17 protein-coding genes are annotated in these 18635 nt (G+C 69.8%); 10 read left to right on the top strand and 7 right to left on the bottom strand.

Features of this window, described 5'->3' with window-relative positions; translation table 11 throughout:
• Nucleotides 1–415: 415 nt before the first annotated feature.
• Entirely contained in the window at nucleotides 416–964 is a 549-nt protein-coding gene (locus tag OG735_RS22600) for a DoxX family protein (RefSeq protein WP_442812621.1), read from the top strand.
• 233 nt (nucleotides 965–1197) lie between these two features.
• On the opposite strand, the gene OG735_RS22595 is transcribed toward OG735_RS22600, so the two are convergent.
• The gene (locus OG735_RS22595; RefSeq protein WP_327324990.1) at nucleotides 1198–1929 is read right to left on the bottom strand and encodes a DUF998 domain-containing protein; all 732 of its coding nucleotides are present in this window, start codon (nucleotides 1927–1929) and stop codon (nucleotides 1198–1200) included.
• A 196-nt stretch (nucleotides 1930–2125) separates the two neighbouring features.
• Between OG735_RS22595 and OG735_RS22590 the strand changes: the two genes are divergently transcribed.
• Together OG735_RS22590 and OG735_RS22585 are read left to right on the top strand one after the other, a co-directional pair.
• Nucleotides 2126–3355: a sensor histidine kinase gene (locus tag OG735_RS22590; RefSeq protein WP_327328420.1), complete on the top strand. Its 1230-nt coding sequence runs from the start codon at nucleotides 2126–2128 to the stop codon at nucleotides 3353–3355.
• Complete coding sequence (locus tag OG735_RS22585) at nucleotides 3352–4050, top strand: response regulator transcription factor (protein ID WP_327324989.1); 699 nt, start codon at nucleotides 3352–3354, stop codon at nucleotides 4048–4050. The genes OG735_RS22590 and OG735_RS22585 overlap by 4 nt, the downstream gene beginning before the upstream one ends.
• A 360-nt stretch (nucleotides 4051–4410) precedes the next feature.
• Here OG735_RS22585 and OG735_RS22570 read toward each other — a convergent pair whose 3' ends face one another.
• Complete coding sequence (locus OG735_RS22570; RefSeq protein ID WP_327324988.1) at nucleotides 4411–5091, bottom strand: pyridoxamine 5'-phosphate oxidase family protein; 681 nt, start codon at nucleotides 5089–5091, stop codon at nucleotides 4411–4413.
• A gap of 403 nt (nucleotides 5092–5494) precedes the next feature.
• Between OG735_RS22570 and OG735_RS22565 the strand changes: the two genes are divergently transcribed.
• The 3 genes from OG735_RS22565 (at nucleotide 5495) to OG735_RS22555 (ending at nucleotide 8041) form a co-directional block, all read left to right on the top strand.
• A complete protein-coding gene (locus tag OG735_RS22565) occupies nucleotides 5495–6331 on the top strand; it encodes a helix-turn-helix transcriptional regulator (RefSeq protein ID WP_327324987.1) in 837 nt (278 codons plus the stop codon).
• Nucleotides 6332–6525: 194 nt separating this feature from the next.
• Nucleotides 6526–6891 carry a hypothetical protein gene (locus OG735_RS22560; protein WP_327324986.1) on the top strand — a complete coding sequence of 122 codons (366 nt, stop codon included), beginning with the start codon at nucleotides 6526–6528 and terminating at the stop codon, nucleotides 6889–6891.
• A gap of 286 nt (nucleotides 6892–7177) precedes the next feature.
• Complete coding sequence (locus tag OG735_RS22555) at nucleotides 7178–8041, top strand: SCO2400 family protein (protein WP_442812469.1); 864 nt, start codon at nucleotides 7178–7180, stop codon at nucleotides 8039–8041.
• 294 nt (nucleotides 8042–8335) lie between these two features.
• On the opposite strand, the gene OG735_RS22545 is transcribed toward OG735_RS22555, so the two are convergent.
• Entirely contained in the window at nucleotides 8336–9862 is a 1527-nt protein-coding gene (locus OG735_RS22545) for an SDR family oxidoreductase (protein ID WP_327324984.1), read from the bottom strand.
• Nucleotides 9863–10058: 196 nt separating this feature from the next.
• Here OG735_RS22545 and OG735_RS22540 point away from each other — a divergent pair, with 196 nt between their 5' ends.
• The gene (locus OG735_RS22540; protein WP_327324983.1) at nucleotides 10059–10190 is read left to right on the top strand and encodes a hypothetical protein; all 132 of its coding nucleotides are present in this window, start codon (nucleotides 10059–10061) and stop codon (nucleotides 10188–10190) included.
• Nucleotides 10175–11077 (top strand): serine hydrolase domain-containing protein, encoded by a 903-nt coding sequence (locus OG735_RS22535; RefSeq protein WP_327324982.1) that lies wholly within the window; start codon nucleotides 10175–10177, stop codon nucleotides 11075–11077. Before OG735_RS22540 ends, OG735_RS22535 begins: the two co-directional genes overlap by 16 nt.
• A 1-nt stretch (nucleotide 11078) precedes the next feature.
• On the opposite strand, the gene OG735_RS22530 is transcribed toward OG735_RS22535, so the two are convergent.
• Nucleotides 11079–11765 (bottom strand): zf-HC2 domain-containing protein, encoded by a 687-nt coding sequence (locus tag OG735_RS22530; protein ID WP_327324981.1) that lies wholly within the window; start codon nucleotides 11763–11765, stop codon nucleotides 11079–11081.
• Nucleotides 11762–12340: an RNA polymerase sigma factor gene (locus OG735_RS22525; RefSeq protein ID WP_327324980.1), complete on the bottom strand. Its 579-nt coding sequence runs from the start codon at nucleotides 12338–12340 to the stop codon at nucleotides 11762–11764. The genes OG735_RS22530 and OG735_RS22525 overlap by 4 nt, the downstream gene beginning before the upstream one ends.
• A gap of 334 nt (nucleotides 12341–12674) precedes the next feature.
• On the opposite strand from OG735_RS22525, the gene OG735_RS22520 reads away from it, so the two are divergent.
• Together OG735_RS22520 and OG735_RS22515 are read left to right on the top strand one after the other, a co-directional pair.
• Complete coding sequence (locus tag OG735_RS22520; protein WP_327324979.1) at nucleotides 12675–12998, top strand: hypothetical protein; 324 nt, start codon at nucleotides 12675–12677, stop codon at nucleotides 12996–12998.
• Between the two features lie 71 nt (nucleotides 12999–13069).
• Nucleotides 13070–16303, top strand: a complete 3234-nt coding sequence (locus tag OG735_RS22515) for an ATP-binding protein (protein WP_327324978.1) — start codon at nucleotides 13070–13072, stop codon at nucleotides 16301–16303.
• Here the strand turns inward: OG735_RS22515 and OG735_RS22510 are convergent.
• Together OG735_RS22510 and OG735_RS22505 are read right to left on the bottom strand one after the other, a co-directional pair.
• Nucleotides 16284–17072, bottom strand: coding sequence for an ABC transporter permease (locus OG735_RS22510; protein WP_327328418.1), 789 nt, complete (start codon nucleotides 17070–17072; stop codon nucleotides 16284–16286). The two genes, OG735_RS22515 and OG735_RS22510, sit on opposite strands and share 20 nt — an antisense overlap.
• Before the next feature lie 8 nt (nucleotides 17073–17080).
• The gene (locus OG735_RS22505; RefSeq protein WP_327324977.1) at nucleotides 17081–18052 is read right to left on the bottom strand and encodes an ATP-binding cassette domain-containing protein; all 972 of its coding nucleotides are present in this window, start codon (nucleotides 18050–18052) and stop codon (nucleotides 17081–17083) included.
• Between the last annotated feature and the right edge of the window lie 583 nt (nucleotides 18053–18635).

Genomic DNA, 18635 nt, shown 5'->3' with positions numbered 1-18635 from the left:
GGCGATTCTGGCAGAGGGGCCGTCGGGCCCGGTCGCCGGACTCTGGGCCCGCGGTCTCCTGGAACAGCCTCTGGAGACCACCACCCCGGCCACTCGGGAAACCCGGCTCTACTGCTTTGGATCACAAGACGGCGGTCCGGTCACCGCGAGACGTGAACGGGGTGAGCGATGATGGAAAAAGACACGCCGACGTCACACACCTCCTCATAACGAGAACGACCGGCGGCCTGACCGGAACGGTGGCGATGGTTCCGCAGGTTTCTCGTGCCGGCTGCGTCCCGGCAAGGTCGCGGGTCTTCCGCGCATCGTTTGCGCTTGAGAACGCCATGGCGACTTGCACAACCCGCTCTGCCGGTTCCTTGAGCGGTCAGTCGGCACCGCCCGGGGACCCCGGGGCAGAAGAGAGTTCCCCATGATGAAAATCGCTGACCAACTGCGGGCCTCTCCCGGGCCTGCGGCCGAGGTCACAGCACGGCGGTCGGTGTCCGCCGGTGACGCCGGTCTGCTTCTCATCAGGATCACGTTCGGCCTGCTGATGGCAGGACACGGCTGTCAAAAGCTTTTCGGGATATTCGGTGGCGAAGGCCTCACCGCCACGGGGAAAGGGTTCGCCGCACTGGGCTACAGCCCCGGAAAGGTCTACGCCGCCATCGGCGGTGGCTCGGAGTTCCTCGGAGGCCTCGGACTGGCTCTGGGGCTGTTCACCCCACTGGCGTCGGCTGCCCTGATCGGCGTGATGATCAACGCCATGGTGACCGTCAGCGCGGCACACGGTCTGTGGGACGCGAACGGCGGCGTGGAGTTCGGCCTGTGCATCGCGGTCGTCGCCCTCGCCATCGCCGCCATCGGCCCCGGCCGGCTCGCCCTCGACCGGCCCTTCCGCTGGGGGAAGGGCGGCTGGGGTGAAGCCGCCTTCGCACTGTGTCTCGGAGGGATTGGCGCCGCCATCGTGCTGAGCCTCTAGAGCCGACCGCGCGGGCCGGCATTCACCCTGCGGGCCATCTGCGTTTCCGGGGGGAGGGTACGAGCCACGCGCACACCGAGGGCCGGGCATGTCGTTCGGGCTGGGGCTGGTGCTGTGCGAAGCCGCGCTCTGTGAACCACTGAACACCTTCGGTATCGGCCGCCAGTACGGTCGTGCTTCAACTTTCCGGAAGACTGCCACAAGCCACGCCGGCTGTCCGTCGGACGGAACGGTCACATGCGTGCCGCTCGGCTGCTGCAATGAGCCGGGCTGCTGGATGGCACTGAGCGCTGCCACAGGCCGGCGTTGTCCTTCCGGTGCATGCGGACTATGGCGAGGGCCATGACGAGGGCCCACGCATCCATTGCGAACGCCGCGATCCGTTCCAGGCCGCCGAGTCCGATGCCGGGATCGTGCAGACCGAAGAACATCCACGCAGCAACCACTGCCGCGGCGGCTATGGAGAGGGTTACGGGGCGCAGTCCGCCGAACAGGGAAGCCCGCGGGGCGAATCCGGTGCACATGAGTCCGATATTTCCCAGCGCCATGATGAGGAGCGCCCCCAATACATGCAGGTCCTCGTTGACGTCCGCAGGAACAAAGCCGACCAGGACCCACCCACCGGCATTGATGGCAAAGAGAATCCGGGCACTTCCCGATATTCGTCCACGGCCCCAGCAGGCACCGGTCAGCAGCGTGCCGACGAGCAGCAGTACGCCGTGGACGACGAATGAGGCGTTCATGGCGTCGTGCAGCGGTGAGCACACATACCGCGGTCGGGAGACGTCCCACATCTGGCATTCGACGTTACCGAGATCACTGATGTTGTTGTCCGCCCAGCTGTAGGGCGTGCGCCAGGCGGACTGCACGACCAGTTGGACGACGAGGAACTGCACGGTGGCGACGATCCATGCTGCTGCCCCGATCCTTGCGGCCACGGAGGTGCGGTTTTCGGCGTGCGACACGGGTTTCGATTTCACGACTGCCTTTCGGGCCCCGAACTGAGTCATTTTCGTTCGCACAACGTTCGCAGTCGACGGTGAGCGTCCGCATCGCTGCGACGGGGGAAATCGGAATCCCCCTGCTGCGGGATCCTGTTACTGGCTCTTTCGGGGGAGGTGCACCGCCGGGCAGATAGGTACTGTGCGGGCCGTGAGGACAATGATTCGGCCGCTCTTCAGCAGGGCCATGTACCGGGGTTGGACATACGCGCTTCTCGGCGCGGCCATGAGCCTGCTGCCGCTGGTCGTGGCGCTCCTCGCTGCGCCGTCGCAGTGGCCGGCGGTGCTTCGTGCCCTGGGATTCGGCCTCGTGCTGTGCGCGGTACTCGTGGCCATGGGCGCTCCGCGTGCGGCGCGTCGGGGGTGCGTTCGGCTGGCCAACGGGCTCCTTGGCACGGGTCTTCCCGCCCCGTTGGAACCGTCGACGTCCCTGTGGGTGAACCGGCTCCGGACGTCGGCGTATCTGGCCGCGCACTTGGCGGTCGGTGGGGCGGTGACCGCGGTGGCCTGCCTGTCGGTCTTCGCAGCCGTCGTGTTCCTCCTGGTCTGGTGCAGCGGTGGTGGTCCGGTGGCGAGTTTCGGGTGGACCATCCATGTGGAGCACGGGTGGCAGGGCCTGTGGACGGCGGTCGTCTGCACGGGATGTCTGGCGCTCGCCGGGTACGTCACCGTCGGCGGCGCGGCTGCCCTGCGCCTGCTCGCCGCGTTCCTCCTCGGCCACCGGCCCACCGAGCGGCTGGCCGCCGTGGAGGAGCAGCGGGATCTACTGGCCCAGCGCAACCGGCTGGCCCAGGAACTGCACGACTCGATAGGGCACACCCTGACGGCATCCACCATCCAGGCCGCCGTCGCCGGGGAACTGATGGACAGCGATCCCGAAGCGGCCCGACGCGCCCTCAGCAGCATCGAGGAGACATCCCGCGCCGCGATGGACGACCTCGACCACGTCCTCGGCGTCCTCCGCGAAGGTCGGTCGCCCACCGCACCGCAGCACACCCTCGCCGACCTCGGCCCCTTGACCGAGCGGGTCCGGCAGGCCGGGGCCGGGCTGCGCGTGGAGACCGCCGGAAACCTCGCTCAGGTACCGGCGACCGTGTCGCGGGAGACGTACCGGATCGTTCAAGAGGGCCTGACCAACGCCCTGCGGCACGGTGAGACGGCCGGAATCAGCCTGCGGATCGCCGCGCGGGACGGCTGGCTGGAGGTGGAGATCATCAATCGGGTCGACGCAGCGGTGCCCTTCCGCCCGGGCAGGGAGCGGGGCCACGGACTGACCGGGGTCGCCGAACGGGTGCGGCTGCTGCGCGGCGAGGTGTCGGCGGGGCGTACGGGCGAGCCCGCAACGCACTGGCGGCTGGCGGCACGGATACCGCTACGGTCTTCGCCATGAACGCGCACAGCGGCCCAACCAGGCTCCCCGACCGGCTGGTTACGGTCCTCGTTGTCGACGACGAGGAGCTCACGCGTACCGGACTGCGGGCCCTGCTGTCGGCCAAGCCCGACCTCGAGGTCGTCGGCGAGGCCGCCGACGGCGCCGAGGTGCTTCCCATGGTCGAGCGGCTACGCCCCGACGTCGTACTGATGGACGTACGGATGCCTGATGTGGACGGCATCGAGGCGACTCGGCGACTGCGGTCCGTGCTGCCCGACCCGCCGAAGGTCATCGTGATCACGACCTTCGAGAACGACGAACACGTCTACGACGCCCTGCGGGCCGGTGCCAGCGGGTTCATCCGCAAGCGGGCGCCGTCCCAGCAGATCGCGCACGCCATCCGGCTGGTAGCCGGCGGTGACTCCGTGCTGTTCCCGGACGCCGTCCGCCGACTCGCCGCCGGCCGGCCCGTACGACGGGATGCCGCCACCGGCGCGGCCGCTCTGCTCACCGGCCGCGAGATCGAGGTCCTGCGGCTCATGGCGAAGGGCCGGTCCAACCAAGAGGCGGCCACGCAGCTGCGGGTGAGCCTGGAGACCGTCAAGACGCACGTGGGTAACGTGCTGACCAAGCTGAGCGCCACCAACCGCACCCAGGCGGTCGTCATTGCCTACGAAGCGGGTCTGGTGGGCTCCGGGACGAACGACCAGTAGCGCCGGTCGGCGGAAGTACGACCACCGCGCCACCGGACCACCGCGCACCGGACCACCGCCCTGCGCCGCGTACCTGGACCCGGCGGTCGCCGGACCGCCGCCCGGGCAAGGGAACTAGAGCGGCGATCGAGCATGTGAAGCGGGCACCGCAGGCCCTGCCCGGCCACAGACCAGGAGCGTGTCTACCGGCGTCCGGCCGTCGAAGTCGGTCTCCGCGATCGGACGGCCCGCCTCGTCGTACGCGTATGACCGGGCCAGTCCCTGCGTGTTGGTGACCTCTCCGTCAGGCGCAGTTGGGTGTCGTACCCGAAGGCGTATGTAGTCCCGTCCGGGTCCGTTCGGGTGGCGGCCCGCCCGTGGTCACCCCGCCCGGGTGCCACTGCGGGCGGTGATGTGGCGCGGCGGAGTGATGCCCTCCTTGAGCGCCGGATCAGGTTCCGGCTCACCGAAGGAGGTCACCATGGGCAGGACTCCGGCCCATATCCCGAGTTCGGCGTCGGGTCCGTCACCGTCGTCGGGACCGCCGGTGCGGATCTTGACGGAGGCTTCCTCCAGCGACAGGGCGAGAAGCGCGGTCGCCGCCAGCTCCTTGCTGTTGGGCCGACGTGCGTACTCCCACTGGCCGGGGGTGGCGTGCTGGGTCAGGCAGCGAAGACCGGCGAGTTTCGCCTCGGGGTCGGTGACGAGGCGGGGCGTGCCGTAGATCATCGCGCTGCGGTAGTTGACGCCGTGCTCGAACACCGACCGGGCGAGGACGAGGCCGTCCACATGCGTGACCGTGACGCACACCTCGGTGTTCGGCGCGGCGACAAGGCTCCGGCTGGCCACCGAGCCATGGAAGTACAGGTTCCGCCCGTCGGTTCCGTAGACGGTCGGGACGACCATGGGATGCCCGTCGACAACCACACCGAAGTGGCACATGAAGCCGGCGTCCAGGATCGCGTTGAGGGCTGCGCGGTCGAGGCTTGCCTGCTCCCGCAGTCGGCGGTGACGGGTGCGGTCGGTCGCGGGCAGTGTGGGCGGCAGTGGGCTCTGGTTCATGTGACCTCTTCCAAGTAACCCTTGAATGGGGGCCTTTGGCGCGCGCTGAGCAGTGGGCGGTGCGCGGTGCGCGAGCCGCGCACCGACGTGGGCCGGGCCGGACGAGGCGAACGGCCGACCCGGCGGGGAACGTCATCCGGCGCTGTCGGCCTGCGGGCACGGATCCCTCCCCGGGGCCACGCATCGGCATACCTGAGGACGGTCACCCTCGAAAACCACATGCTACCGATATCGCAGAACTTACGCCACCGATCCGCGAAATCAGTTGTTTCTCCATCTATATTCAACTGAATCTATTGCCCAGACCCCGGCCACGGAGATGCGAACAGGCCGAGGGAGGCCGGAGGGATCCTGGTACTCGCTGGGCGACCCTCCGCGAACTCCCAGCCGCCAGAATGAGGTCATGAGCGACGCCGACCTGGGCAGCTGCCTGCGCGCCTGGCGCGACCGCCTGCCACCCGCCGAAGTCGGCCTGCCGGCCGGCCCTCGCCGGCGCGCGCCCGGGCTGCGCCGCCAGGAGCTCGCCACCCTGGCCGGGCTCTCGGTCGAGTACCTGGCCCGGCTCGAACAGGGCCGCGCAGGACGGCCCTCAACCTCCGTTCTCGGGCCGCTGGCACGTGCCCTGCGGCTGACCGAGGAGGAACGCGACCACCTCTACCGGCTGGCCGGACACTCGTCGCCCGCGCCCGGGGTCGCGTCCGCGCACATCACGCCGGGGCTGCAGCGGATCATCGACCGGCTGAACGATGCCGCGGTGGTGGCGGTCGACCGCGCCTGGAGCGTCGTCCTGGCCAACCCGCTGGCGATCACCCTCCTCGGCGACGACGCGACGGGCGAGGACGGTGAGCGCAACATCCTGCGCCGGCACTTCACCGGGCGGCCCTCGCGGGTGATCCGTACACCCGCCGAAGCCGCGGACTTCGAGGCGTACGCCGTCGCCGACCTGCGCGCGAGCCTCGGGCGGTTCCCCGCCGACCCGTACCTGCTCGGGCTCATCGGCGAACTGCAGTCGGCCAGCCCGCGCTTCACGGAACTCTGGGCACGGACCGACGTCGCCGCGAGCACCTCGCAGCTGAAGAGAGTCGAGCACCCCGAAGTAGGGCGGCTGACGCTCGACTGCGATGTGCTGGAGGCCACGGGTTCGGCACTCCGCCTGGTCATCTACACCGCCGCACCGGGCACGCCCGACCACCAAGCCCTGACACTGCTCTGCGCCGTCGGCCCGCAGACCTTCGTGTGACATGAGTGCCCGTGCCGTAGCCGTTGGATGGCGGGATCGATGATCAGTCCGGCCCAAGTCCCGGCTCCCCGCATCGAATTGGGACACCGGTGTCGGCGGCACAGACCCGAGTGATACTCGAGAGCCGAAAGCCGTTATGAAATCGCAGGTTTGAGCAAGGTTTCCCGCACTCCGGCAAGGCAAGCAGGGAAGGCATGAGCAATCCCCATGAACCCGTGCCCGTAAATGACACCTACAACCCCTATGACCGTAACCGGGACGCCTATGGGCGTAGTCGGGACGGCGCCGGAGCAAACCGGGCAGCCTTGGTCATCCACACGATCGCGGACATAGCTGCAGGCTTTCTGGGCCTGTGGATTCTGCTGTACCTGCTCGACGCCAACCAAGGGAATGTCTTCGTCGGCTTTGTGCACGGCATGGCGGACTGGCTCGCCGGCTGGTCCCAGGACATCTTCACCATGGAGACCGAAGGTCTGCGGGTTTTCCTCAATTACGGCCTGCCCGCCGTTATTTACCTTCTACTCGGCCATGGGATCGCTGCACGGGTACGCCGCCTCTGACCGAATTCGGTTCGAGCGCGGCATGTATGTCGTGAGGTCCGTGATCAAACCATGCAGGATGACGCGGACCTCACCATGAACGGCACGCCTCTCATCCCGGCATTCGTAACGACATGTCCAGGAGTACGAGGCACAACCGTCAGTAAATCTTTGCAGCAGCATCACAAGGGCTGCGCGCCACCTTCGACGGGTGCCAGTAGCGTTACTGGCCTCTCGATCCCGCGTGCGAACTGAAAAACAGGTCGCCGGCGTCCCTGGCGGCGCAGTCAGCACAGAAAGATCGCAGATGGACTACTGCTCCGCATGCCGCCGCACCCTCAATGGGGCACTCGTGTGCCCAGGGTGCGGCGCATACGCTCCGGACATTGCCCCGCCTGCCCCTCGCCCCCACAGCGCGTTCGCCCCTACCGCAACGACGAGGCAGGCATGGCGCGCGGAGGAGGTCCCCGCTCCGGGGTCCTACACCGGCACTCATCACTCGGATGCCGCACCGATCGGCAGCGACGTATCCGAAGACGCGGTGGCGGATGTGTCGGGCACTGATTCATCCAGCGGCTTCGACGGCGCGGCCTCCACCGGGCAGGGCCGGGCGGCTCGGCGTCGGCAGCTGGCACGTTGGAAGAAGAACCGGCGTCGGGCCGTGGCCGCAACGGCCGTTGCTCTTGTCGGTGGCGGCCTGACCGTTGCCGCACTGCCGACCCCCAGGCCTTCCACCAGCCACACACACGCGGCCTCACCGCCGGAGCCGGTGACCGCGGACATGCGGACAGCGACCGCCGACTCGTCATTGGAGCAACCGGACACCCCGGCTCCGCGGCATCCCAGCACTCGCCCACCCACGACGACCAACCGGCAGCCCAGCACCACCGTCGCCACGCCTCCCACGGCGACGACGAGCCGACAGCAGAGCTCCGCCGCCACGGCCCGCCCTCTCGCCGCTCCGAGTGCAACGCCGCAGACCACAGCCGAGTCGGCCAAGAGGGCGACGCACGTGGGCAAGGTCGGCGCCCCGGCCCCGGAGGCGCCCGCGCCCGCGTCCACCGAACGCCCCGGCGCAGACACACCGGCTGCGACCTCTCCGCCGTCGACGTCGCCGGGCAATCCGACATCACCGACGCAGGTGTGTCTGGTCGTTCTGTGCATCGGCTGACCGCTCGGTGACCATCACCGCCGACATCAACTCGCGCTGACGGAAACGCGCCGCGTCCCACCCGCGGCTGCGCGGCCGAGCGCTGCCGACACATGCCGCGGATCAGCGTGTCGCGAACTACTCACCGTGTGTGGGCTCCCAGGCGACCGGCCAGGTGTCGCTCGCCCGTCAGGATGGGACGGGCACCGCGCGGCTCCACAGTTCCTCGGCGTGTTCCGCGAACCTGTCGAACATCCCGCCGTCGCCCTGGCGGCCCAGATGCTCCGCCAGGTCCGCACGGCCGGATGCACGGCGTCAGCCCGGATTAGCGCCCTGGCCGTCATGCGCGGCGTCCGCCTGGAGCGCGGCCTGCGCGATGTTGCGGGCCATGCCGCCGAACACGACCGCGTGGAACGGCGACACGCTCCACCAGTAGACATGCCCGAGCAGACCGTGCGGATGGAACAGCGCCCGCTGCCGGTAGCGGGCCCGGCCCTGCTCGTCCCGGTCGGAGTACATCTCCAGCCAGGCGAGCCCCGGCAGCCGCATCTCGGCACGCAACCGCAGCAGCCGGCCCGGTTCGATCTCCTCCACTCGCCAGAAGTCCAGTGAGTCCCCCACCCGCAGCCGTGCGGCGTCCCGGCGGCCACGGCGGAGTCCGGCGCCTCCGACCAGCCGGTCGAGCCAGCCTCGTACCGCCCAGGCGAGCGGGAAGGAGTACCAGCCGTTGTCACCGCCGATCCCCTCGATGACCTGCCACAGTGCCGTCGGTGAGGCGTCGACGGCGAGCGCCCGTCGGTCGATGTAGAGGCTGCCCCCGGCCCAGGCCGGGTCCGAGGGCAGGGGGTCGCTCGGAGCGCCGGGCAGTGAGGCGGAGGACCAGCGGGTGGTGACCTGAGCGTCGCGTACGCGCTGCAGGGCCAGGGTGAGGGCCTGGTCGAAGCCGATCGGTGCACCGGGCGGATCGGGTACGTACTGGGCGATCTCGTGTTCGCGGCAGACGACCTCGTGCCGCAGCGACTCGGTCAGCGGCCGGGCGAGGGAGGCGGGAACAGGGGTGACCAGGCCGATCCACAGGCCGGAGAGACGGGGTGTCAGCATCGGTACGCGCAGGATGAAGCGGCGGGGCAGGCGGGCCACCACCGCGTACCGCCGCATCATCTGCTCGTATGTCACGACGTCGGGCCCGCCGATGTCGAACACGCGGTTCACCTCGTCGGGCATCCGGGCACTACCCACCAGATACCGCAGCACGTCCCGGACGGCGATCGGCTGGATGCGGGTGCTGACCCAGCTCGGTGTGACCATGACCGGCAGCCGCTCGGTGAGGTAGCGCAGCATCTCGAAGGACGCCGAACCGGAGCCGATGATCACCGCGGCGCGGAGCACGGTCGCCGGCACAGCCGAGCGGAGGAAGATCTCGCCGACCTCGGCGCGGGAGCGCAGATGGGGTGACAGTTCGCGCTCCGGCACATCGGCCGGGGTCAGCCCGCCCAGGTAGACGATGCGCCGTACGCCCGCGGCGCGGGCACGCTCGGCGAACACCCGGGCGGCCGTCCGGTCGGTCTCCTCGAAGTCGTCTCCGGCCCGCAGGGCGTGCACGAGGTAATAGGCGACATCGATACCGCGCAGCGCGTCGCCGACCGAATCCGGATCGGTCACATCCCCGCGTACCACCTCGGCCCGTCCTGCCCAGGGGTAGTCGCGCAGCTTGTCCGGAGACCGGGCCATGCACCGTACGCGGTACCCGGCATCCAGCAATTCGGGCACCAGCCGGCCTCCGATGTACCCCGTCGCGCCTGTCACCAGACAGTGCGGGCTCCGGGTGTCCCGGCTGCTCATGGAGGCCTCCGATCCGCGGGGGTGCACCCCTGCCACTCTCGCCCCTGTCGACGGATTCCGCCCCCCGGCTGCGGTGCCGCCCTCCATGGGCACGCCGGTGAGGCGGGCGCCATGGGCGCCGTGGAAAATACTGGCTGATCGTCAGACGGGCTCCCTGAGAACGCCTTTCGGCCGAACCCATGGCACTACGCGAACGGTGGAATCAACTGTGGCAATGGTCGGGCTGTTCCGGGTCACCGAGGATGCGATCCACCTCGGTGCACCACCCGGCAAGTCGGCGCGCCCCGCCGAACGCGAGGCTGTTCTCCAGCAGTGGGCGCAGTCCTGATGGCGGGCCTGTCACTGCGGCCCGTTCCGGTCTGCGTGCTCAGCGGCTCGGCTCCGCCGCTGGCCCGGCACGGGCACGATCCGGCCGCCTTCGTCGAGATCGGATCCCTGACCAAGGTTCTCACCGGCACCCTGCTGATACGGATGGTCCGGGCGGGCCTGCTCGGCCTCGACGACGCGGTGGAGCAATGGCTCCCGACACCGCCCGGATCAGGAATCACGCTCGGGAAGTTGGCAGACCACACGTCGGGCCTGCCACGGCTGCCACCCGGCCTGAACGGCCGCGATCCCTACGCGGCCTTCGACGAGAACGCGCTCGGGACCGTCCTCGGCCGACTCGGGGAGATCGCCGTGAGACAACCGGGACAGGAAGAGGAGTACTCCAACCTCGGCTACGCCGTGCTCGGTGCGGCCCTGGTGTCCGCGGCCGGGCGGCCGTACGAGGAATTGGTGCGGGAGCATGTGCTCACGCCGCTGGGGGTGGACGAGGTCACCGCGCATCCGCCCGCCGACCGACTGCTGGGCGCGCGGAACCTGTTCGGCCGGGAACGAGCCCGGTGGACCATGGACGGGCCGATTCTGCCCGCAGGCGGGTTGTGGGCCACGCCTCGAGCGCTGGCGACCGTGGTCACCCGACTGCTGCTCGAGTGCTCTCTGGGCGAACCGGCGCCGTCCTGGCAGTCGGCGGGGCCACTGTTGTGGCACAACGGGGCGACCCGCGATGCGTCGGCCTTCACCGGAGTGCTCCCGCAGACGGGGAACTGGGTGCTCGTCCACCGGCTCGGCGGATCGCCGGGCCGCACCGACAAGATCGGACTCGGCCTGCTCGCCGCCGCCGGGAACGCGTCGGGACAGGGGGCCGGGAGCGACCGGCGCCGTTCCCCGTGACCTAGGGGTTCTGCGGCGGGAAGTGTGCGGTGGCGACGACGGAACCGTCGGGGGCCGTCAGCCGGGCGCCGGACACCGTCGCGGCGTCCACGGCGGCCGGGGCGCCCCAGTAGCCGTAGCCGTCCTTGAGCGCGAACGAGCCGATCGGAACCGTGTGGCCGTCCGAGAGTACGAGCCGGCAGTTGACCGTTCCCACGCCACCCTCCAGGTCGACGGACATGTACACCCAGCCCGGCGACCCCGGATAGGCGAATATCCGGCCCACTTCATGGTCGTCCGCGACGAGGGACGCCTGCAGGAGAGCCTGGTTCGCCTGGACCGTTTCCGAGGCGGGGGCGACGGAGTGGTCGACGGCCGTGCCGATGGCCCAGCCGCCGAAGCCGACGGCGATCGCCAGGGCAGCCGCGGCGGCTGAGACACGCAGGCGCGACCACAGGCGCCGGCGCGCCGCCGGGCGGGACGGGTTCAGCCGGTTCGCGACGCGGGTCTCGAAGCCGACCGGCGGCTCACTGCCCGGAAGCAGACCGAGCAGGCCGTCCCCGACGAGGGTCAGCTGCTCGATTTGTTCCCGACAGCCGGGACAGCGGTCCAGGTGTGCGACCGCCTCGGCCCGCTCCCGGGCCGGCAGAACGCCCAGCGCCAGCTCGGGGGCGAGCCCCTCCAGCCGATCGCAGGTCATGCAGCTCATGATCGGCTCCCCTCGGCCTCCAGGGTCACCCGCAGCTTGCCCATCGCCGTTCTGATCCGGGTCTTGGCCGTGCCCAGCGGAATCCGCTCGAATTCGGCGATCTGCTGGCCGGTCATCCCGTAGATCCCCGCCATCACCAGGGCGCGGGCCTGATCCCGTGGCAGAGCCGCCACCGCGGTCCGCAGCCGGACGGACGTCTCGTCGGCGAGCGCCCGCTGCTCAGGGGTGTCGGTCACGATGTCGAGAAGCGCGTCCAGGTCTTCGGGGGCGACAGGACTGGCTCTGCGCGCCCGCACCGTGTCGATCGCCAGATTGTGCGCGATCGTCGTCAGCCAGGTCTTCACGGACCCGCGGCGGGAGTCGTAGATCTGGGCGTGCCGCCACGCCCGCTCGAACGTCTGCTGCGCGATGTCCTCGGCAAGCTGGAGATCGCCGACAACCACGATGGCGACGCCGAAGACCGTGCGCTGGAAGCGGCGCACAAACGCAACGGCGATCTCCGGATCGCCCGTCGCCAGTCCGGACAGCAGTGCCTCGTCCGACGCGTGGTCGAGAGGGAGGCCCATTCTCCTCATACCAGTGGATACGGTCGGCCTCCCCGAAGGGATTGCTCCGTCTCCGCGGGAAATCACCCTCCTATTCTCCTCCTCCGTTCGCCCAAGACGTCCTTGGTCCGACCGCCAATCCCTCGGTGCGGTTCATCCGTAACCCCTGCACGACGGAACTTCCAGCGAGGGCCGAGCCATGACAAGGACACTCACCCGGAACCGCGTGGTGCTGGGGCTGGCAGCCGGAGTGCTGGCGGGCGTGCTCGCGGGCTGCGGAGGTGGAAACGGAGGTGGAAACGGAAGTGGGAACGGAGGCGGCTCGACTACTTCCACACCCCCGAAGAAGAGCGTCGAACCAGCAGTGACGCAGGTGAAAGCGGACCTGATCGACTTCCACATCGCACTCTCACAGAAGACGTTCAAGCCGGGCGCCTACGCCTTCGTCGCCAAGAACAACGGCCATCACGACCACGCCCTGGAGATCGAAGGCCCCACCGGAGAGCACCGCACCAAGACCCTCACTCCCGGAGCTTCCGAGACGCTCGAGGTGACCTTGAAGTCCGGCACCTACGAGATCTACTGCCCCGTCGACGGGCACAAGGACCTGGGCATGAAGACGCAGATCACCGTGGGTGGTACCGATGCGCCCGTGAACAAGACCCCGCCGAAGAGCAATGGCTACTGAGTGTGCCGGTGTCACAGTCACTCTGCGACGGGGCAGAGCTGCGCCGGCGGCCGGCTGGCTAACCTTCTCTGATGACCACCGAGTTGACCCTGCTGTCGCGGGTCTCCTGCCGCGACCAGGAGATCACCGCGCCCAGGCTGCGCGGCCTGCTCGCCCTCCTCGCGGGCGAGCTGCGCACAGGATGCAGCACCGCACTCCTGGTGGACGGGCTCTGGCCGGACGGGCAACCGGAGAATCCGACCAAGGCGCTGCAGATCCTTGTCTCGCGCGCCCGGGCACGCCTCGGCTCCGACGTGATCGCCAGCACCCCCACCGGCTACCGCCTCGCGCTGGGCGAGGACCAGGTGGACAGTTCCGCCGTCCTTCTCCGCGCCGCCGCGGGCGCGGAGCGCTCCCGGGCCGGGGACCATGCGGCGGCGCTCGCGCACGCCGAGGCGGGGCTTGCGCTGTGGGACGGCGGTGGCGGTGGCGTGTTCCATGAGGACGCCATACCCGACGACCCGGTGTCCGCGCTGCGTGCGGAGCGGGCCCCGACATATCGGTCGCTCATGCGGGTCCGCGCACTGGCCCTCGCGCGGCTGGGCCGCCGGGCCGAGGCGGTGGAGCCGCTCACCGGCCTGGTCCGCGAGCTGCCGCGGGACGAGGAGGTGCTGCTCGAGCTGTTGCGCTGCGAGGCGGCCACCGCGGGGCCGTCCGCCGCTCTGGCGACGTACGACGGCTATCGCCGAACGCTGCGCGACGAGCTCGGCACCGACCCGGGGCCCGCGCTGCAGGCCGTGCACCAGGAGCTGTTGCGGGGTGAGGCACCCGCGGTCCGCCGTGGGGTGCCTCACGAGCCCAACCCGATGCTCGGCCGCGACGCCGACATCGCCGCGGTGGCCGAGCTGCTGCGCACGTCCCGGGTCACCTCGATCGTCGGGGCGGGCGGCCTGGGCAAGACCCGGCTCGCGCATGTGGTGAGCCGCGAGGCGGAGCAGCGGGAGGTGCATCTCGTCGCGCTCGCCGGTCTCACCAGCGACGACGACGTAGCCGGTGAGGTCGCTTCGGTCCTCGGCGTCGGTGAGTCGCTGCGCACTCCGGTGAGCCACTTCGCCATCTCGACGGATGTCCTCACCGGCATCGTGGGCGCCCTCGGTCCCGGTCCCGCGCTCCTGGTTCTCGACAACTGTGAGCATGTCATCCGCGGCGTGGCAGAGCTGGTGCAGGCCCTGGTGTCGATGACCCGCGATCTGCGGGTGCTCACCACCAGTCGGGCGCCACTCGGCATCTCCTCCGAATCGGTGTATCTGCTGCCGGAGTTGAATCTGCCGACGACCGTCGAGCTGTTCGAGCAGCGGGCGCAGGCCGCCCGCCCCGGTGTCGAGCTGCCCGCCGGGACGGTGGCCGAACTCTGCCGCCGGCTGGACGGGCTGCCACTGGCCGCGGAGCTGGCGGCGGCACGGGTGCGGGTCATGTCGGTCGGCGAGATCGCCCGTAAGCTCGAGGACCGGTTCGCCCTGCTGCGGGGCGGGGCACGGGACTCACCACAGCGCCACCGCACTCTGCACGCCGTCGTCGACTGGAGCTGGAACCTCCTGGACCCGGCCGGGCGGGCGGCGCTGCGCGCGCTGTCGGTCTTTCCCGGCGGCTTCACGGCGGACGCGGCCGAGCAACTGCTCGGTGCCGACGAGCTGTTCGGCGGCCCGCCCGGCGGCAGTGACGTCCCGCAGGTGCTTGAGGACCTGGTCGACCAGTCCCTGCTCAAGGTCACCGACACCGCGTCCGGCATACGCTTCGGAATGCTGGAGACCGTACGTGAATTCAGTACGGCCCGTCGGGCGGAGGCCGCCGAGGACGGTCATGTGACCGGGCAATTCATGGCGTGGGCAGGCGACTTCGGGGCGGCCCACCACGACGCGCTGTTCGGACCTGACCCCTTCACGTCCTGGGAGCTGATCAGGGCCGAGCAGGACAACCTCGTCCAGGCGCTGCGCCTCGGCCTCGCCCGGGGTGACGGCGCCACGGTCGCGGCGACCACCGCGGTGCTCGGGAGCCTGTGGACCACCGAGGCCAACTACACCCGCCTCGTCCCGCTCACCCAGGACACCGGACCGCTGCTCTCCCACTTCCGGCCCGGGCCCGGCCTCGTCGAGGCCACCCGGACCGCCGCGGTCATGTGCACCGCCAATCTGTTCCTGGGCGTCGGTCCCGGGGCGATACGTCCCCTCGTCACCCTGCGCCGGCTGCCGCCGGCCTCGCCGGACACCCTGATCGGCGCCCTCTCGATCGTGCTGTGCGCCGCACCCGAGCTCCTGGGCCCGGAGCACTCGGCGCTGAACGCGCTGTGCGAGAGCGACGAGCCCCTGCTCGCCGGCGTCGCCAACTGCGTCGCCAGCTATGTGTGGGAGAGCGAGTACGACCTGGACCGCGCGCTGACGGCGGCCGACCGGATGCTCAAGGCCTTCGAGGACCGGCGCATCCCGTGGGTGCAGGTCATGGCCCCTTGCCGGATGGCCGAACTGTGTCTGCAGGCCGAGCGGGGAGATGCGGCACTGCCCCACATGAAGTCGGCCCTGCAGGTCCTCGAGAGGCTCGGGGTGGGGACCGACTCGCTCGGGATCCGCTGGGGAATGGTGCTCGCCAGTCTGCAGACCGGCGCGGTCGACGAGGCGGAGCGCTGGCTCGAGCAGATGATGCTCAACCAGCCGCGGGAGACCTCGGACGTGCTCACGCCCGGCCTCGGGGCACGCGCGGAGATCGCGCTCACGCGTGGCGAGACCGAAGCGGGTCTGCGTCTGTGGCGCCGGGCCGTCGATCAGGTGAAGAACAGCGCGGGCCCGGTGTTCGGCGCCGAACGGGGCCTGGAACCCTGGCTCCTGGAGGTCCAGGCCGTCGCTTTGACCGCTCATGCGTGGCACGGCCGGCTCGACCTCGTGGAGGAGATCGACGGCGCTGTGGAGGACGGGCTCGGGGCGCTGCTGACGCGCCGCGACGGCCTGCCGACCCTGGTGAACTCCCCGGTCTGCGGTGCGCTGCTGCTCGCGCTCGGCGCGGTCGACCTCGACCACGGCCGTACGAGGTCGGGGGCGCGGCTTCTCGCCCTGGCAGATCGCTTCCGTCATCTTCGCAACTTCCAGCCCACCATGTCCTCCGCCCGGGCGCGGCAGGCGGCCGAACAGGCCGACAGGGCGGCGTACGCCGACGCCGTGTCGGAGTACGCCGCCCTGGACGGGGACGGACTGCGGGCCGCCGCGCTGACGGCGCTGGAGGAACGGGACACCCCCTTGGATGAGTTGGGGTTTCGGGTCAGCGAGGGTCGCGGTTGAAGATCTTCTTCGACCAGAGGTAACCGGCCGCGGTGATGCCGAGGCACCAGGCGACGGCGATCAGCCCGTTGTTGCCGATCTCCGTGCCCGTCAGCAGGCCGCGCAGGGTCTCGATGACGGTGGTGAACGGCTGGTACTCGGCGAACCAGCGGATCCAGGACGGCATCGAGTCCACCGGTACGAAGGCGCTGCTGATGAAGGGCAGCAGGAACGAGAGCGGAAGCACGGCGTTGCTCGCCGCCTCGGGGTTCGGGCTCTTCAGGCCGAGACCGACCGCAACCCAGGTGAGCGCGAAGGCGATCAGGGTCAGGATCCCGGCCGCGGCCAGCCACTCGACGGGCGTCGCGCTGGACCGGAATCCGATCGCGAGAGCGACACCGACCACCAGGGTCAGGCTGACCACGGTCTGGATCACGCTGCCGACCACATGGCCGATCAGGACGGAGGCGCGGGAGATCGCCATGGTGCGGAAGCGGGCGACGATCCCTTCGGCCATGTCGGTGCAGACGGCCACCGCTGTCGGCGTCGCACCCGAGCCCACGGTGATCAGCAGGATTCCCGGTACGACATAGGCGATGTACGCGCCGCGGTCCCCGCCGCCGCCGAGCCCATTGCTCAGCGCGCTGCCGAAGACGTACACGAAGAGGAGCAGCATGATGATCGGCATGGCCACGACGCCGATCGTCATGGAGGGGTAGCGCCTGGCGTGCAGCAGATTGCGCCGCAGCATGGTGGCGGAGTCGCGCAGGGCGTACGACGTCGAACTCATCGTGGAACTCATCGGGCTTGCACCTTCTCGTTGTCGGGACGGCCGGTGACCGCGAAGAACACGTCGTCGAGATCGGGGGTGTGCACGGACAGCTCGTCGACCTCGATCGACGCGGCGTCGAGTACGTCGAGAACGGCGCGCAGTCCGCGTACGCTGCCGTCGTTCGGGACGGTGAGCGTGAGCGCGTCGGCGTCCCGCAGCCCCAGGCCGAAGGCACGGGCTGCCGCCTCGAATGCGCTGCCGTCGCCGAACGTCAGCCGGACGTGACCGCCGGGGACAAGGCGCTTGAGCTCCTCCGGAGTGCCCTGAGCGACGAGCTTTCCCTGGTTGAGTACCGCGATCCGGTCCGCGAGCTGGTCGGCCTCCTCCAGGTACTGCGTCGTCAGGAAGACCGTGACGCCGCCGGCCACCAAGTCGCGGATGATCTCCCACATGTTGTGGCGACTGCGCGGGTCGAGCCCGGTGGTCGGCTCGTCGAGGAAGATCACGCTCGGGGCGCCGACCAGGGTCATCGCGATGTCGAGCCGGCGTCGCATACCGCCGGAGTAGGTGGATGCGGGCTTCTTGGCCGCGTCGACCAGATCGAAGCGCTCGAGCAGCTCGGCGGTGAGCCGGCGGCCCTCGCGGCGGCCCAGGTGGTGCAGGTCCGCCATGAGGGTCATGTTCTCCTCGCCGGTGATCATGTTGTCGACCGCGGAGAACTGGCCGGTGACACCGATCGCGGCGCGTACCGCCTGGGGGTCCGTGGCCGGATCGTGCCCGGCAACGCTCAGCCGACCGCTGTCGGCGGTGATCAGTGTGGACAGGATCTGGACCGCGGTGGTCTTGCCGGCGCCGTTGGGACCGAGCAGCGAGAAGATCGTTCCCTTGGCGACGTTCAGATCGATGCCGTCGAGCACGACCTTGTCGCCGTACGACTTGCGCAGCCCGGTGGCCACGATGGCCGGTCGGGTCGGGGTGAGGCGTTGGTTCGAAGTCATGCCGCAGAGCGTGCGAGCGGTGAGCTTCACCGCGGTTTCACTGTGGTTTCAGTCGGCCCGACGCCCGTGAACCGGACGCGCAGCCGCCGCACCGGACACGGCAGGGCTCACCCCGACCTCCGAGGGCACCCGGGCGCCGATGTCGCCGGGGCATGGGCACGCCTCAGGCCGAGGTCTCCCGCTTCGCGATACAGGCCTCACCAGAGTCAGGCCGCGGCCGCGAGCGCTGAGGGCCACATGAGTGCATCCACTGCGCCGTCCTGTGGAGCGCCGGGTGAGCCTGTTTTGCCGGAGCCTCCCACGTCTATGGATCCTGTTGCTTGATCTCGGTCGATGGCCTTGCTGCCGATGAGTCATGGCCCGGAAGTCGTCCGGAATCGGGCAGTCGGCGATGGCAGAAGACCTGCCGCAGTGCCGATTGAGGCAAGGGAGTGATCAGCGCGATGTCGGTGGAGGTGGTGCAGACGGCGGACCTGTTCACCCACGCCATGGTGCGCCCCTGGAGTGCGCGAACACGTACCGAGTCGATTTCACACTGGGGCCGGTCCGGATGGCCGTCCGCACCGAGCTGCTCGACGACAAC

This window comes from Streptomyces sp. NBC_01210, assembly GCF_036010325.1.
Lineage (GTDB): Bacteria > Actinomycetota > Actinomycetes > Streptomycetales > Streptomycetaceae > Streptomyces.
The sequence above is the reverse complement of the archived record's forward strand: the minus strand, read 5'-3'. Positions and strand labels throughout refer to the sequence as shown.